At 36.3% G+C, this 16,756-nt stretch carries 13 protein-coding genes; 5 read left to right on the top strand and 8 right to left on the bottom strand.

What is annotated here, in order from left to right:
- Positions 1-138: 138 nt before the first annotated feature.
- The 4 genes from AC52CF_RS07245 to AC52CF_RS07230 all read right to left on the bottom strand — a co-directional run bounded on the left by AC52CF_RS07245 (position 139) and on the right by AC52CF_RS07230 (position 5,845).
- Positions 139-1,542 (bottom strand): MFS transporter, encoded by a 1,404-nt coding sequence (locus AC52CF_RS07245; protein ID WP_496517995.1) that lies wholly within the window; start codon positions 1,540-1,542, stop codon positions 139-141.
- Positions 1,539-2,189 (bottom strand): hypothetical protein, encoded by a 651-nt coding sequence (locus AC52CF_RS07240; protein WP_214590212.1) that lies wholly within the window; start codon positions 2,187-2,189, stop codon positions 1,539-1,541. Before AC52CF_RS07240 ends, AC52CF_RS07245 begins: the two co-directional genes overlap by 4 nt.
- A gap of 39 nt (positions 2,190-2,228) precedes the next feature.
- Entirely contained in the window at positions 2,229-3,356 is a 1,128-nt protein-coding gene (locus AC52CF_RS07235) for a glycoside hydrolase 100 family protein (protein ID WP_496517994.1), read from the bottom strand.
- A gap of 65 nt (positions 3,357-3,421) precedes the next feature.
- Positions 3,422-5,845, bottom strand: coding sequence for a TonB-dependent siderophore receptor (locus AC52CF_RS07230; RefSeq protein WP_214590214.1), 2,424 nt, complete (start codon positions 5,843-5,845; stop codon positions 3,422-3,424).
- A gap of 243 nt (positions 5,846-6,088) precedes the next feature.
- Between AC52CF_RS07230 and AC52CF_RS07225 the strand changes: the two genes are divergently transcribed.
- The 3 genes from AC52CF_RS07225 to AC52CF_RS07215 all read left to right on the top strand — a co-directional run bounded on the left by AC52CF_RS07225 (position 6,089) and on the right by AC52CF_RS07215 (position 8,823).
- Positions 6,089-7,021 carry a LacI family DNA-binding transcriptional regulator gene (locus tag AC52CF_RS07225; RefSeq protein ID WP_214590215.1) on the top strand — a complete coding sequence of 311 codons (933 nt, stop codon included), beginning with the start codon at positions 6,089-6,091 and terminating at the stop codon, positions 7,019-7,021.
- Positions 7,022-7,467: 446 nt separating this feature from the next.
- Positions 7,468-8,043: a hypothetical protein gene (locus AC52CF_RS07220; RefSeq protein ID WP_250902167.1), complete on the top strand. Its 576-nt coding sequence runs from the start codon at positions 7,468-7,470 to the stop codon at positions 8,041-8,043.
- Between the two features lie 84 nt (positions 8,044-8,127).
- Positions 8,128-8,823, top strand: a complete 696-nt coding sequence (locus AC52CF_RS07215; RefSeq protein ID WP_214590216.1) for an ABC transporter ATP-binding protein — start codon at positions 8,128-8,130, stop codon at positions 8,821-8,823.
- A gap of 161 nt (positions 8,824-8,984) precedes the next feature.
- Here AC52CF_RS07215 and AC52CF_RS07210 read toward each other — a convergent pair whose 3' ends face one another.
- Positions 8,985-10,922, bottom strand: a complete 1,938-nt coding sequence (locus AC52CF_RS07210) for an SPFH domain-containing protein (protein WP_214590217.1) — start codon at positions 10,920-10,922, stop codon at positions 8,985-8,987.
- A gap of 450 nt (positions 10,923-11,372) precedes the next feature.
- On the opposite strand from AC52CF_RS07210, the gene AC52CF_RS07205 reads away from it, so the two are divergent.
- Together AC52CF_RS07205 and ade are read left to right on the top strand one after the other, a co-directional pair.
- Positions 11,373-11,804 carry a hypothetical protein gene (locus tag AC52CF_RS07205; RefSeq protein ID WP_214590218.1) on the top strand — a complete coding sequence of 144 codons (432 nt, stop codon included), beginning with the start codon at positions 11,373-11,375 and terminating at the stop codon, positions 11,802-11,804.
- A 549-nt stretch (positions 11,805-12,353) separates the two neighbouring features.
- Positions 12,354-13,982, top strand: coding sequence for an adenine deaminase (gene ade / locus AC52CF_RS07200; protein WP_496517993.1), 1,629 nt, complete (start codon positions 12,354-12,356; stop codon positions 13,980-13,982).
- A gap of 82 nt (positions 13,983-14,064) precedes the next feature.
- Here ade and AC52CF_RS07195 read toward each other — a convergent pair whose 3' ends face one another.
- The 3 genes from AC52CF_RS07195 to AC52CF_RS07185 all read right to left on the bottom strand — a co-directional run bounded on the left by AC52CF_RS07195 (position 14,065) and on the right by AC52CF_RS07185 (position 16,335).
- Positions 14,065-14,871, bottom strand: a complete 807-nt coding sequence (locus tag AC52CF_RS07195) for a patatin-like phospholipase family protein (protein ID WP_496517992.1) — start codon at positions 14,869-14,871, stop codon at positions 14,065-14,067.
- 204 nt (positions 14,872-15,075) lie between these two features.
- Complete coding sequence (locus tag AC52CF_RS07190) at positions 15,076-15,666, bottom strand: hypothetical protein (RefSeq protein ID WP_087706088.1); 591 nt, start codon at positions 15,664-15,666, stop codon at positions 15,076-15,078.
- Between the two features lie 54 nt (positions 15,667-15,720).
- Positions 15,721-16,335 carry a PH domain-containing protein gene (locus tag AC52CF_RS07185; RefSeq protein ID WP_185205357.1) on the bottom strand — a complete coding sequence of 205 codons (615 nt, stop codon included), beginning with the start codon at positions 16,333-16,335 and terminating at the stop codon, positions 15,721-15,723.
- Positions 16,336-16,756 lie beyond the last annotated feature (421 nt).

Genomic DNA, 16,756 nt, shown 5'->3' with positions numbered 1-16,756 from the left:
TCTTAGGCTCTCTCCTATTTCTTTCATAAAAATTTCTCAATATTATAAGAGGTATTATTTTCAAATAAAAAGCGGCTGCAAAAATTTTGCAGCGCGCTTCCTAACCAAATTATATGAAGATCTATTTTTACATTAATTTTAATTTTTTGCCACATCCTGTTTTATTAAGAATACACAACTTCCCGCTACAACAAACAGTACTCCGGCTAAAATAATTGCAGAACAGGGATTGTTTCCTAAAAAGTTGTTAAATACAAAACCAAAGGATAAAGTCTGGATAAGCATCGGAATAACAATCATCATATTAATAACCCCCATATAAACTCCTCTTTTGTTGTGAGGAATAGATGGAGAAACCATGGAATATGGTAACCCCATCATTGAAGCCCATCCAATTCCCAATGCTACCATAGGAAGCAAAATGAAATATTCATTTTTAATAAAAGGTAAGGTCATAATGCCTAAACCTGTAAGGAACAAACAAAATATATATGTGTTTTTAGAACCAAATTTTTTAGCAAAAGGAACCAGAAGCAAAGCGGAAAGCATGGTGAAAATATTGTAAGAACCATTCATTAATCCCGTTTGTCCTACAGCAACCTCAACCTGATGAAGTATTCCTTGTGCCCAGCTTAGGTCGGAAGATATAACAGAGACTCCTTTTTTGGCACTTTCTACTATTGCATTTGCTTTGGTTTCATCAGCTTCAGAAATTCCGTACAGCGAAGATTTCAGCATGGGTGTAATAAATTGCCAATAGACAAAAAGCGCATACCACTGGAAGAGATAAACCAATGCCAGCTGCCAAAGTACTTTCGGCATTTCTCTTATTGCTACAATGATCTCTGTAAAAGGTGTGAAAAATGTACTTTTCTCCTTTGCTATTCTTAATTCTTCAATTTCCTCATCTGTTGGAGGAATTTCAGGTGTCTTATAAACGGACCACGCCACAGAAGCAATGGAACAGAAAGAACCCAGAAAGAATGAATAATAAACCCACACCGGAATTCCTCCGTTTGCAGAATTTCCGCCTAAATATTTCTGAAAAACAAATAAAGAAAGATTCGCAAGCGTAATCCCCGCACCAACGAAAAGACTCTGCATCTGGAAACCAAAAGTCTGCTGATCTTCGGGAAGTTTGTCTCCGATAAAAGCGCGGTAAGGTTCCATTGCCGTATTATTTGCCGCATCCAGAATCCATAAAAGTCCTGCCGCCATCCAAATCGATGAGCTGAAAGGGAATAAAAACAAGGCAATACTGCAGAATATTGCACCCAGCAAAAAAAATGGTTTTCTTCGCCCCCATCTCGGACTCCAGGTCTTATCACTGATGGCTCCGATCAAAGGCTGGATAAGCAGTCCTGTAATAGGACCGGCAAGATTAAGGATAGGAAGCTGTTCTGCATGGGCTCCTAAAAAAGAATAGATGGGGTTAACCGCAGTCTGCTGAAGCCCGAAACTGTACTGAATGCCGAAAAATCCGACATTCATATTCCAGATCTGCCAGAAACTCAGGCGCGGAATGATTCTTTTTGCGTTCATAAATCTGTGTTTACAAGTTCATAGTTTTTTCCGAGAATAAGATCTGCATTATTTTTGAAACTGCGGATAATCTGATGTTCAATTTCCAAAACTTTTTCTACAAAATCACTTTGCTCGTCACGATTACGTTTCATGCGGTTTTCGTGAGTGTCTTTGTAGTTTCTGTCTATAAAAATTTTAAAATCAAATTCTTCGATCTCCAGAATGTACGTTCCTTCTACAATAATGACTTCATATTCTGAAGTTTTTATTTTTTCTTTACTGATCAGATTCTCATTATAGTAAACCAGCGGTTTTTCGATCTCATGAATATCTGCTTTAAAATCTTTTATATTTTGGGACAGTTTTTCAAGATCTACTTCCTGAATTCCCACATTTTCAATAGATTTCAGACGATTTTCGTGGTTGGTTTTCGGAGGAAGCTTAAAATAATCGTCCATCTGCAACACCAGACTTTTTACATTCTCCTGCTCCAGAATTTTCTGTATAGCAAAAGCCGTTACCGATTTACCGCTTCCGCTTTCTCCCCCGATTCCGATGGCTAATTTCTGTTTTCCATTCAACGAAAAGCGCTTTTCTAATATTGCTGTTATTTTTTTGGCTGTTGCCAGATGTTTCTCTTTTAATTCTATAATATCGCCGACCATTTTTTTACTTTTTTAAAATGAAAAATTTGAAAAACTACCTTAGTAAGTCATTAAAAGATACCCCGATGCAGAAAAGCAAAGCTGCTCTGTTCCCAACGGCAATAACTGATCTGTGGAATAATATTCTCTGAAATGCTCTCCTTTTTCATTCATCAGTTCTTCGTACTGCTTCAGGATTTTTTCAGGAATGTCTTTTACGCCCTTATTTTTAAGTCCGAGACAAAGCCAGCCCAGAAATATCGGCCAGGAACCTCCGTTATGAAAATGATAAGGTTCATTTTTAAAACTGTAGCTGTAGTTGTTTTCCAGCAGGCGCCAGTCATCGTCTCCCGGCAAAATCACAGGATAAAATGCAGGAAGCATCCAATGTTTAAATTCAGCCTTTACACCATTCAAAAATTCTGAAAAAGCGTTTGTACCCAAATCAAAATCCAGTAGAAGAGCAAGCGCATTTCCTGCAAGATCAAAACGTCCGTCATATCCATTAGCATTGAGCGAAGCATAGAAATAGGGTTTTGCAGTAACTTTCGCATAAGCCGTTTCGTGATATCGGGTTGAATCTGTTCCGTTTTCATTTTTATAAAAATTTTCCTGAATCAGCTTTTTTGTATTTTCCGCTAAAATTTTCAATGTTTCATCATCATAAATTTCAGCAGCATTTTTTAAAGCCCAATATCTCAGAACGTTATCATACAAAGTATATCCTGAAGTTACATATTCGTCTGCCCAGTTTCCGCCTAACGGACTGTATACCAAACCTCTCTGGTTGTATTCCCAGCTTTTAAGGCATGAAAGAGCTTTATAAATTTTTTCTTTCAGACTTTTTTTAAGCTCTTCATTTTGCTTGCTTTTAAGATATTCACAAGTTGTAACAATCCACCATGTTGTGGCATCTGTTCTGCCTACGTGTGTTCCGTAGCTTGCTTTATCATTTACCACATTGGAAGGGATCTGTCCGTTTTCTGCCTGATGTCTGGCGAGTGTAAGTACAGATTTTTCCAGTCCGGCAAGGATTTCTTCATCATGTACTAAAATTCCGGCATATCCCGTCATCATAGAATCTCTCGCCCATACTCTTGCGTAGTTGTCTCTCTGTTGTGCAGATGCCAGAATTCCTTCTTCTGTAATGGCTTTCCTTATAATTTCAATGGCTTCCTGTCTAAACATATTTTATTTTTTTTAAAAAATGCGGAATGAACTTTCATTCATTCCACATTTTTAAGATAAAAGTATTAAAAGTCAAATTTTACACTTGCGCTGTAGCTGCTTCCAGGAAGCGTTCTTGCTCTTACGATTCCGTTTCCTCCTGCGATAGATCCTTCTTCAGCTTCTGTAACTGCAATGGTATTGAAGATGTTGTTTGCATTTACGCTAACCGAAAGATTTTTCATCAACTGGTAAGAAATATAAGGGTTTACAATCGCGTAACCAGGCATGATTAATTTGTTTGAATCCTGAGTGTAAGCTTTTGTTGCTCCGATCAGATAGAAACCAACATTCAGTTTGTCTACGTTGAAATTAGGATTTACGGAGTACATCAATTTAGGTGTTCTTCTAGGCGTGTTTCCAACAACAGTCGGATCAAGTGCGTTTTTAATTTCCGCGTGGGTATAGGTAAGTCCTGCTTTTACGTCAAAACCTTTAGCAATTTTATAGTATCCGTCCAATTCTACCCCAAGAGACTCGTATTTATTTTCTGTTTTTCTCTGTGTAGTTGCTTCGTAATTCGCTTCTTTGGTTCCTGCATAGAAAAGCGTTGTATTAAGGAAATATCCTGCTCCTCTCAATTTGTAACCGGCTTCCACCTGATTTACTTTGTTTACTTTTACAGCATCCAATGCAGGATCATCATTATTGGTATAATTGTATCCTGAGAATAAAATTCTGTCTGCAGAAGCGCTTCCACCCTGGCTCACTCTTGCAAATACTGCATTTTTGCTGTTTAAAGCATAATTAGCACCTACTGAATATCCGAAAATTCCGTATCTGTATTTTACAGGAACATTGATATTGTCGTTAGAACCTACCAATTGTTCAGGAATATCGATAACCCCGTTTCCATTCATATCACGGCTTGTATAGGTAACAGTCCCTCCTGAAAAAGTTCCTGTCACTTTTCCGATATCGTATCTTGCACCCGCATCAATCGTTAACTTATCAGTAGCATTAATTTCGATCTGTGCGTGAGGCGCAGTAATGTCATATTTGGTATTGTAGTTTCTTTTTAAATTCCCCCAGTCTTTCATCCCGTAATTAAGTAACCCCTGATCTGTGATGAAAGCTCCTGAAAGATTTTTAACATCTACCAATCTTGCATTGCTGTCGCTTACTTCCTGAATATAGTTGTTCCACATCCAGTCCATATTGATGTTTTGGGTAGCTTTGTACAATCCTGCGTTGAATTTCACATTGCTCCATTTTTTGCTGATGTTAAAATCATTCACAAAATTATTGAAGTTGTTAAGCTTTACGTTGAAAAGTGCAATTTTCATGTAATAAGCATTCATGTCAACCGGAGTATTGGTTCCTGCATACACTGCACTTCCGAAATTGGCAAAATTAGAAGCTTTGAAGAAATCGCTTCCTTTGCTTACGCTTGCAGGGAAAGGTGCAATAAACTGACCATCGTTTGCTGAGTAACGGATTCTGTCTTCAAATTTCCATCCTTCTCCAAGGTCATAATTGAATTCTGCACCGATGGTTTTTGAAATAGAATGCATACCGTCTGAAACATCGCTGTTGAAGATATTACCGTCGTTCCCTAATGTTCTGTCGTGCTGTAAATTAATTGTCTGTAACGCACCGTTCAGGATATTATAATTGGATAAAGAAGACCACTTCGGATCTGCATCTGTTCCTGAAACCGCAACCGGCATCGGCATATACGCAGCAGTTCTGTCATCCAGAAATTTAGCATAAATTCTGAAGCTTCCTTTCTCGAACTTTTTTAGTAAAGATACTCTGAACTGTCCTCCGTTATTAGAGTTGAATCCTGTTTTTCTTGGTCCGTCGCCGATTCTGTAGAAACCTCCTAAAGCTAAAAACGTATTATCCGCAATCTGAGTTCCATAGTCGAAATCTGTTCTGTAGTTTTTATAATTTAGACCTAATTGCTGCGTGATGCTTCCGCCTTCTTTTTCTCCGGTCTTCGTAATGAAGTTGATGATCCCCGCAGGAGAATTACTTGCAAAAACGGATGCTGAACCTCCTCTTAACGCTTCCACTCTGGCAACAAAAGAATCGAATCTTGTAAACTGATCCTGAGTTCCGAAAGCAATATCTCCGAACTGCATTACCGGTAAACCGTCTTCCTGAATCAGTAGATATCTTGATCCTCCTGCTGAAACAGGAACCCCTCTTACCGTAATATTTGAGTTACCTTCACCCCCTGAAGATTCTGAACGGATTCCCGGGATGGTACGGAAAATTTCGGCAGTTGTTCTTGGAGCAGCATTTTCTATATCTTTCATTTTTAAAGTAGAAATAGAAGTACTGGTTTTAATAGATGCTTTAGGATTTGCGTTTCCGGTCACCACAACCTCATCAATCGCTTTTCCTCTTGTAATTGTATCATTTTCTGTACTCTGAGAAAACATAAATGCTGCAGTGTTCATCGCACCGAAAATGAGCAATTTGGTAAAAATTTTTGATTCCATAATTTTTGAGAGTTTTTAATTATGGTCTAAAAGTATTTTTTTTAACATATTCAAAACATAATTTTTCCCTTGTGTTAAATTTATATTAATTTCAAACGTTTGCGCAAACGTTTGCGGTGGATAACTTCTAAAAATTTTAACATTTTATTAACATTTAAATCTTAAATTTTAACATTTTTTAACTTAAATTTAACCCGAAAACATCACTAAATTAACCCAAAAATTGCCTCAATTAACTTAAAAATGAAAAGAGTCACAATAAAAGACCTCGCAGAAATGCTCAATATCAGTGTATCTACAGTATCCAGAGCACTGAAAGACCATCCTGATATCAGCAGTGCTGTAAAGCTGAGAGTGAAGGAGGCTGCAGAAACTTTTAATTATATTCCGAATGATTTTGCAATCAATTTCAGAAAAAAGTCTTCAAAAGTTATCGGACTTATCATTCCGGAAATGTCGATGTTTTTTATACCTTCTATTATAAGAGGAATTTCTTCGGTGCTGCATAAAGAAGGATATCATTTTTTTGTATTGTCCTCAGAAGAATCTGTGGGAATGGAGGAAGAAAATATCATTACCTGCATCAACTCACGTGTGGACGGAATTCTTATTTCTCTTACAAGACAAACGAAAGATCTTTCCCACTTAAACAGACTCAGGGAAATAGAAGTTCCGGTAGTAATGTTTGATAAAACGATTTCTCAGAATTCTTTTGAGCAGATTGTTTTCGACAATAAACTGAATGTGGAAGCTGCCGCGGAAAAGCTTGCCCAAAACCAATGTAAAAAGATTCTTGCCATTTTCGGGGATGAGAATCTGGACATCACGCAAACCCGAAGAGATTTTTTCCTGCAAAAGCTGAAAGAATATCCGGAAATAGAATGCAAGGTAATTTATTGTGAGTCTGCGGAAAGTGTAAAAGAGAAACTGAATATTATTCTGGATTATGAACAGTTTGACGGTTATTTCGCGATGAGTGACGAAACGCTTGCCGGACTGCACAGTTCTCTTATTAAAAAGAAGGTACAGACTTCCGATGTAAAAGTTATTGCTATTACGGAGGGTACGCTTCCACGATATCTGGACGATTCGTATGAGTGTATCATCAATGACGGTTTCAGTATGGGAACTATGGCGGCTTCGAAATTGCTGCACCTCATTAAAAGTGGTATTTAATAGGAAACTGTAGGATTTGCAAAGATTATTTTGCTAAATTTGCCAGTAAATAAACATACACGAAATGAAAAAATCAACATTCCCATTCCCGAACTGCCATTCTGTTATCAAAAATTCCAATCCCTATTTTAATAATTTTCAGAAATAATTATTTGAAGCATTGCTTTTATAATAGGACAAAGCTCCTGACTTTTAAATTATTATGAGATAAGTACACTTTTTTAAGAATTATCAATTAATTAACAGAGATCGGGCATCTTTCATAAATAATTAAATTTCAAAGATTTAATATAATTCACGCAGTAAAGAATAAGTTTTATCTATTAAATCCCATTAACAAATATTAAAAAAAGTGTTACATTTGTTTTTGAGGGCGTAAAAATTACTTTTCGCGTTTTATTTGTTAATTTTAGAATACCACATTATATAGCATTAAAAATCTACTCATGAGAAAAATAATTCTACTATTTGTATGTATGATCGGTATTTCAGTTTCCTCACAGATCAAGGTGTTGAAAAACGAAACTCTGATAGAAATTGGTAAAGATAATGCCGTAGGTTTATATAAAAAAGATGATAAATTTACGTTCAATTATCAGGATCTGAATACGGCAAACCTTAATACCTTCAGATCATTCTCTTTTCAGAATCTTAATAAGGACGTTTCCGGACTTTATGAACTTATCGAAAACGGCTTTATTGATATTCCTGTAGGAAACATCATTCTGGAGCTTCCGAACGATATCATCGAACTGCATTTTGAGAAAAACTACGGTACTCCTACTGTTCAGTTTATCCAGTATATCAACAAAAACAGAAAATTCGTAGGAAAATCCCAGCTTCTGACCAAAAAACAGATTGATAAAATCTTTGGCAGAACCAACGGAAAATCTGCACTGTATGAGAAACCCGGACAAAAGAATAATGCTCAGACAATGAGTGCTTCCAATCCGCAACAAGCTGCAGTTCAACCAGCCGCAGAACCATCTGCTTCCGGTACAGGTAAGAAGTCGAAAAAATAATTAAACTTTTTAAAATATTGCATCAACTCATTCATACGGATGAGTTTTTTTATTTTATTTTTGCAAAAAGATCATTACGAAATTATGTCTCTTCAAATAAACAATTTAACTAAAAAATTTGGTGAGCAGACTGCTCTGAACAATATTAACGTTTCCATTGATAAAAATGAAATCATCGGTCTTTTGGGTCCGAACGGAGCCGGAAAATCTACTTTAATGAAATCCATTGTCGGCGCACTGAAAATTGATGAAGGCGAAATAATTTTTAACGGAAAAAACATCACGGAAAACGAAATCGAAAGCAAGAAGAAGATCGGTTTCCTTCCTGAAAACAATCCACTGTATCTGGAAATGTATGTAAAAGAATATTTACAATTTGTTGCCAATATTCACAAAATTCCGGCGTCAAGGGTAGATGAAGTGATTGAGCTTGTAGGAATTACCCCTGAAAAATCTAAAAAGATCGGTCAGCTTTCCAAAGGATACAAACAGAGAGTTGGTCTTGCACAGGCAATTATTCATCAGCCTGATCTTTTGATTCTGGATGAACCTACAAACGGACTGGATCCGAACCAGATCATCGAAATCCGAAATGTGGTGAAAGAAATCGGACAGCAGAAAACGGTTTTGCTTTCCACTCACATCATGCAGGAAGTGGAAGCGCTTTGCTCGCGTGTGATCCTTATCCATAAAGGAAATATCCTGCAGGACTGCCCGATTGATGAATTCAAAGGCAAGTTTGAAAGTCTGGAAGAAGCATTTGCAAACTATACCGCATAAAAGGAAAAGCTCCAAAATCTGGAGCTTTCCTCTTTTGCAGCGAAATCCGGCAAAAGATATATAGAATGGTTAAAAGTTTTTAAAGTGAAGCAGAAAAAATTTCTGTACTTTGAATATATATGATGTTGTGTTTTTTTTGATTCTGATTCTGACAGAAATTATTAAGCATGGTTATCTCCTTTTTCCTCAGTTGCAGGAACCGTTTCTAAATTTTTCTTCTGAACCTGCTCCAAAAGCTGTAATCCCAAAAGTCCGCTGATTCCTCCGCTTGCTGAATCTCCGTTTCCTCCGATCAACACTTCAGGCATAATTCTCACATTTTGGCTCGCAATATTTTCCATAATCTTTAACTGCGTGAAATTATTTCCACCCATTGCTTCCACAGACAATTTGTAAGATTCCGCGTTGGATTTACCGATGGCAAGGATTTTTTCCGCTTCTGCATTACCTGTTAATGAAATCTGCTCTGCACTAGCTTTTGCCAGCAATTCGATTTTTTCCGCTTCGGCTTTTGCAAGAAGTCTTGTTTTTTCTGCTTCACCGGTTGCTAAAAGTTTTAATCTGTCTCCTTCCGCAGTTGCCTGTAATCTTACGGAATTGGCGTCTCCTGTTGCTTTTTTCACGGATGCATCGGCAATTCTTTCTGCAATCACAACGCCCTGATCTGCTTTTACAATTTCTTTCTGCATATCTGCAACAGCAGTTTCTTTTTCAAGAGCCTGTCTGGTTTCCTGAGCAAGCATTTCGGTTTCGTAAGTAATTTTCTGTTCTTCTGCTAACTTTCTGTCTGTTAAAGTTTTCATTAAACTTTCAGGAGGAACGATTGCTCCAATCAGTGTATCAACGGCATTTACATTATATTGTTCCAAAACACTGCTGATATGATCTTTGGCTGACTGCTGTCTTTCTTTACGGGTTCCTAAAAAGGCAATTACATCACTGTCCTGCGCAGAGTTTCTGAAGTAATTTCCGATCGTAGGTTCCAGTACCTGACTCACCAGATTGATCATATTTCCGAAACGGGCAATTACTTTTGGTGCTTCATACGTCGGAATATGAATAATCTGCGAAACATCCAAGTTGAAAGGGAAACCGTCTTTACTTCGAACGGTAATAGTGGAAAGGTTTTTATCCAGTTGGTGAGATTCGCTTCTTTCATAAGCCCAGTTTAAAACTAAATTGGTTGTCGGAACAAGTTCCACTTTCATAATGTAAGGGTTAATTGGATATTTTCCGGGACCGATAGGTTCTGCCCAAACTCCTTTGTGCCCTTTTTCTACAATATTTCCGTGCTTAAAGTCTACCCCACTCAAATCCTGCCCTTCTTCTCCTACATAACTGATAATGACTCCAACATGACCGATAGGAATTTCCGTCATTTTTACCATTTCAACTTTTGTAAACCAAGGGTTTAAGAAATATGAACCCGCCAAAATCACCTGTTCCTGAAGACCTTTGTAACCACCGCTGTTTAAAAAAGTATCAACATCCTGAAATTTATTATGGTCATTAATGATCTTTCCGGCAATCTGTCCTTCTTCCAACGGACTTCCTTCCATCGTTGTTATAATTCCCACTGCATTATCGGGAATCTGAGTCATGTCAGTAAGTTCGATTTCAAACAGTAAAGTATTGATTCTGTAAGATCCGGGAGCAATGATGGCGGTTTGGCGGCCTTTTCTTCCTCCATTCTTTAAAAAGGCTTCTGCATCCTGAAAAGAATCGCAGTCTACCTTTCTTCCTAAAATTCTTCCGGTTTCCAGCTCCATCCCGTCTTTCGCAAGAAGTAAGCCTATTTTTCCTGTGGGAATTACGGTGAAAGGCTGAAAATCAATAGAATATTGCCAGATCCATTTTCCGAAATAAACTCCGGGAGCCAAAGTCTGTGCCTGAAAACCGGCTTCTCCGTTGGTGGCGATGATTCTTCCTTCGGGAAGTTCCTGTTTACCGACAAGCACGAATTTTTTGGTGACCAAGCCAATTCTGTCTTGTGGAACAATCACTAATCCAAAGAAAATTCTTAAGATAAATTTGTAAAAAATGATGCACAACAGTGCAATAACGACCGGAATCATCCAGCCATGAAAACCTAATTCCATAGTTTGTTTGTTTTTTTGTTTGATTAAATTTGAAAACAGAAAGTGTGCTCTATTTTTTCATAAAAGAAAAACAGAGTACGAATTATATGATAATTCTTTCGTAAAAATTAAGAAAGTGCAGGAGGAGAAGTATTGAAAATCGTGAAGATGATTTCTGATACTTTTAAAAGAAAAAACTTAAAGTTAATTAGTTTCATTTTGATAAGAAAGGAACGAGATCCTTTTGATGATACAAATGTACGTAAGAAAAATATTTACTTGTTTCAAAAAAATTAAATATTTTTCTGAATATTTATTAATTCACTGATAATCAATACAATTATTTTTACAGCGATATTGTTTTTTAATCAAAATCAGGTGGTTTTTAATGTGAAATTAGACGGAAAACGAACCCTATCGTTATAAATTGGCTTTAAATTTGATTAATTTTTTGTGTAATATACATCGAAAATGATCAGAAAAATTTTATTAGGAGTATTTTGTATTGCACAGTTTTCATTGGTACAGGCAGCAGCTTTTAATGAAAATCCGGTTTCAAAAATCCATTATCAACAGGAAAAAGTTCCAAAGTCGTTTATCATTAAAACGAAAAAGTTTAAAATTAAAATTGATAAGCAACCGAACGGAAATTATCTGTATCAATCGTGGGCAGCCAACGGAAAGGTGACTTCGAAACCGAGTATGATTATTTCGGACGGAGAATTAATTCCGGACGGAACAGGCGGAAATTATTACTATGAGTTTAATAATAACGGATATACTTATCAGATCTGGAGAAATTATTTAACGAGTTCTGCAAAAAAAGCTCCTTATACTTTAACGGTAACGGACCGAAACGGCAAGACAATCGTTAATCAGGATGGTTACATTGTCAAAAATTAATTTCAATTATATATTTGAGTTCCTGACTTCACCGTCAGGATTTTTTTTTTGTCTTTTTGAAACAATGGAGAATTGTTTAAATTTTTATGAATCACAAAGGTTTTTACATTCTGGTGAAAGCTAAAAATCAGATAAATAAAAAATACTTTGGTTTTTATTTTGGGGAGGTTATTTATTGAAGATATTATTGAAATAGTGAATGAATAACTGGTTTCCTAGCCCCAATTGAGCGGCATGTCTGAGCTCTTTTTAGAGTTTCGGCGGCAGCGAAGCTGCCGCCGAAACTCTAAAAAAGCGAGTAGCGAAAGTGGGAAACAGCTTCAAAAAAAAGATTTAGATTGGAAAGGCTAAGTTTGAGGTTAAGGCTATCCTATCTGGTTTCCCATTTCGTCATTAAAGTTACTATAAAAAATTGAACTCCTTCGGAGTTCTGCTTCTGCATTTTATTTTTCTGCTGCACAGATATGATTTCTACAGAATATTTTATGTGTAGAAAAATGGTATTATTTCTAATATTTTGGTAAATTCACTTAAAATATTCAATACAAAATGGATTTCACCATTAAATCAAACCTCATCGACATTGTTGCAAAGGAAACCTACCCTGCTGAAATAATTATTAAAGACAACAAGATCAGTTCAATACAAAGAATTTCAGAAAAACTGAATACGTATGTTCTGCCCGGATTTATTGATGCACATGTTCATATTGAAAGCAGTATGCTGGTTCCGTCTGAGTTTGCAAAGATTGCGGTAAAGCACGGAACGGTGGGAACGATTTCAGATCCTCATGAAATTGCCAATGTTTTGGGAGTTTCGGGGGTAGATTATATGATCGAAAATGCTCAGAAAGTACCTTTTCATTTTTATTTCGGGGCTCCTTCATGCGTTCCTGCGACCCATTTTGAGACAGCAGGTGCGGTGATTGATTCGGGTGATATTGACGGGCTTTTAAGCAAGAAAGAAATTGCATATCTGGCTGAAATGATGAATTTTCCGGGGGTTATTTATAAAGATGAGGAGGTTCTGAAAAAGCTGGAATCTGCGAAAAAACATAACAAGCCGATTGACGGTCATGCTCCGGGATTAATGGGAGAAGAAATGAGATCTTATTTCAGTGCGGGAATTTCTACAGATCATGAGTGTTTTGGGTATCAGGAAGCACTGGAAAAGATTGAATTCGGGGTAAAAGTGATGATCCGTGAAGGAAGTGCAGCGAAAAATTTTGACACTTTAATTCCTTTATTAAAAGATTTTCCGGATCAGATGATGTTTTGCTGTGACGATAAGCATCCTGATAATTTGCTGGAATCTCATATCAACGATCATGTAAAACGCGCTCTGGATTTGGGTTATGATTTGTACGATGTGCTGCGTACTTCTTCGTACAATGTAGTTAAACATTACAATTTACCGGTCGGATTATTGCAGATTGGCGACAATGCAGATTTTATAGAAATCGATAATCTCACGGATTTTACGATTTTAAAAACGTACATCAACGGAGCATTGGTTTCAGAAAACGGGGAATCGTTTATTGAATCTGTGGAAGCTGCGACAGTGAATAATTTTAGCTGCAGCTTAAAAAGCCCATCAGATTTTAAGGTAAAAAGCGAAGGGGAAAAAGTTCGTGTGATTGAAACACTGGACGGACAACTGATTACAAAAGAAATTCATGCAGAAGTTTTAAATATTGATGGTTTTGCAGAATCTGATCCTGAAAATGATATTCTGAAAATTGCCGTGGTGAACCGTTATCAGGATGCGCCAGTTGCAACAGCTTTCATTAAAAATATAGGCTTAAAAAACGGAGCGATTGCTTCGTGTGTTGCGCACGACTGTCATAATATTGTAGTGGTGGGAACGAATGACGATGACATATGCAAAGCCGTGAATCTGATCATTCAGGCAAAAGGCGGAATTTCTCTTGCCCATGATGAGGAAGAAATGGTTCTGGAACTGCCGATTGCGGGAATTATGACGGATCTTCCTGCGGAAAAAGTAGCAGAAGCTTATATTAAATTAGACCGGCGCGCAAAGGAATTGGGAAGCAGATTACGAGCGCCTTACATGAGTTTGTCTTTCATGGCTCTTCTGGTGATTCCCGAGCTGAAACTTAGCGACAAAGGGCTTTTCAACGGGAAAAGTTTTGAGTTTACGGATGTCTTTATCAAATAAATTTTACTGCAATTTATTTGATAAAAAACACACGATTTATCAATTTCCAATAACTTTTCAAGATTTAGTAAAATTAAAGATTTCAGACTATTCTTTTTTCGTTTTCCAGATCAGCGTAAAAACGGCTTTCATTAAAGCTTTCTTTGGCAGCTTGATAACCAATGTTAAAGATCTGTTCCAGACGGTCTTTTCTTCTTTCGAATGTTCCGTAGATGGAAAGTTCCTGCGATGAGATAAACCAGTCGCAGTGATCGAATTTAATTCTTTCGATGCGGTAAGAAAGCAGATCGTACGAGCGGGAAACAATGGCTTTAATCGATTTTAAATCATTGATTTTGACGTCTTGTGGGGGAGAAACGAAAACTCCGATCAGCTTATCGCAATCGTCTCTGATGATGTCAGCAGGAAAATTATTCAGTACTCCTCCGTCACAGTACATTTCATCATCAATAATATAAGGAGTCGTCACTCCGGGAATGGAACATGAAGCAATAATGGCATCAACGATTTTAAAACTTTTTTCAAAGATTTTTTCGGTTCCTCTTACCAATTCTGTCGCCACAATTCTTACGTCTTTATCCAGATCGCCCAGTTTCATTTCGCCGAAAATAGGATTGAGATAATTTCTGAAAATAACGGAAGAAACCAATCCGGGTTGGTTGAATGCAAAATGCTTCCAGTTAAAAAAGTAAACGGAATTGAAAAATTCCAGAATTTCTTCGGGCGTTTTGCCTACCGCATGAAGACAGCCCACAATTGAACCTGCACTGCAGCATGACAGAACATCAATATCAATATTTTTTTCTGCTAAGAATTTTAAAACTCCGGCATGTGCGATCCCTTTTGTTCCGCCACCCGATAAAACAAGCCCAACTTTCCCAAAATCCATTGAATAAAATTAAGAAAACAAGTCGAGAAAAACAGATTAAATTTTCTAAATACCGTGATTTGGGATTATTTTAACACAAATAAAATTATGCTTAAATGAATATTGATGATCTGATCTTATTTAACCAGAAAACTATAATGATTTTAGTATTAAGTATTTAATCTAAAGCTTTTTTAAAAGAGGTTTTCTTCAATAAGAAATAGTTTAACCCACTTTTTTATCATACAACTGAAGAATCTTCAGAAGATCATCATCTGTTTTCCAGGAATCTATCATTGCAAGAAGATCCGGATAAGCTGCAAATCTTACTTTCAGGCTGTTTTTAAGACTGGGATTGAAAAATCCGGATTCATTGATAATTTTTCGGTTTCTGCCGTCGATTAAGAAATCTGTTCCAACAAATTTTAAGCCGCCGTGAGGAAAAAATCTGTACCAGTTCATATTTTTGCCTTCATACAAAATTTCTACAAAACCATTGTCAAAAACCATTTTCCCGGCAGAAGCATAATATTCATGAATGGTATTATTTTCATCGGTAATCTTAATGTATTCCACATCTTTTGGTTCCACCCACGTTTCAGCCCCGGAAGAATCCCTCATTTTCATCTTAAGTAACACCGTGGCTACATAATATTTTGTATTGGAAAATTTACCTACATTTCTGATCTTCGTTTTGATGGTATCACTGGATGTTTTCAGAATGTACTCCACAGGAAAATATCTTTTATCGTCTTTGTTCTGAGAAAATGAAAAGCTAAAGCATACAAAAAGCAGCAAAAAAATGATTTTTTTCATGAATGGCGGTTTAAAAAGCCCGGCAAATTTCCGGGCATATTATCTAAATTTATTTTAATTATTAATATATTTTTCAAAAATTCTTGAAAAATCTTTCTGATTGTATTTATCAAAACTGTTGGTATTCCATGCAAAAATATATTCGTTGATGGCTCTTAATTCCTGACTTTTCGAAACATTTTCCTGCTTTCCGGAAGCTACTGTAGTGATCGCCTTCTGGATGCTGTCGTTAGAAAAATTCAGCAAAGAATGATTGTGGTGAACTTCCTGCTGAATCGCCAAAAGTGCTTTATATAAATCTTTCAACTGATCGATCTGACCTTTTGCAACGCTTATCATCATCGGAACATTCCCGATATTGAAAGAAATTTCTACATCAAGATCAATGGTTCCCGCCGTCTGTAAAGCAATATTAGAGAAAGGAAACTGATAATATTCGTATCTCTTCAAAACTCTTTTTTTATCCAAAGCACTGGCTCCGTCGATGTGGATCAAAGCTCTGTTGGTAAAGCAATATTCGTCTCTTTTAGATTTAATGAGGAAGAAAATTTTCTCGTTATCTTCGGAAAGGATATAATCGTCTGAGTCTACTTTATCATAATCCTGAGAAGGAATGATTTTACCGATATCTCCCAATCCTAAAGCTTCCGCAGCTAATTTTTTAAACATAGTTTATTTGTATTTATTGACTGACTAAAATAAGAAAATAACCGAGATAAAATCAAAAAAAATCATCTTAAAGAGTGTTTAAATTTGATTAAATATTGAAAAATTTCATTCATTTTTTGACGCAAAGTTTTTATTTAAAGATTTAATTACCTGAATTCGGGATAAGTCTTCTTAAACGTAAGGTTAAACAAAGAGATTCAATTATCAGGAATTCAGCTTTTAAGATATACAGAGGCGTAAAATTGATCAAAGTAATACCATTTTTCTCTTTTTTAAATAAACGAAGTGCCTTTGTTTAACTTACAAACTTTTAATAATTAAAAAAAATCTTTTGCTTTTCTTTGCGATAAATTAATATAATGCGATAAATCAATTATTTAAATTTATTTCTTATCCCGAACTGAGGTTAAATATTTAAGTG

It is taken from the genome of Chryseobacterium sp. 2P, from assembly GCF_059579425.1.
Note: the sequence above shows the minus strand (reverse complement) of the source record. Positions and strands in the feature narration are given on the sequence as shown.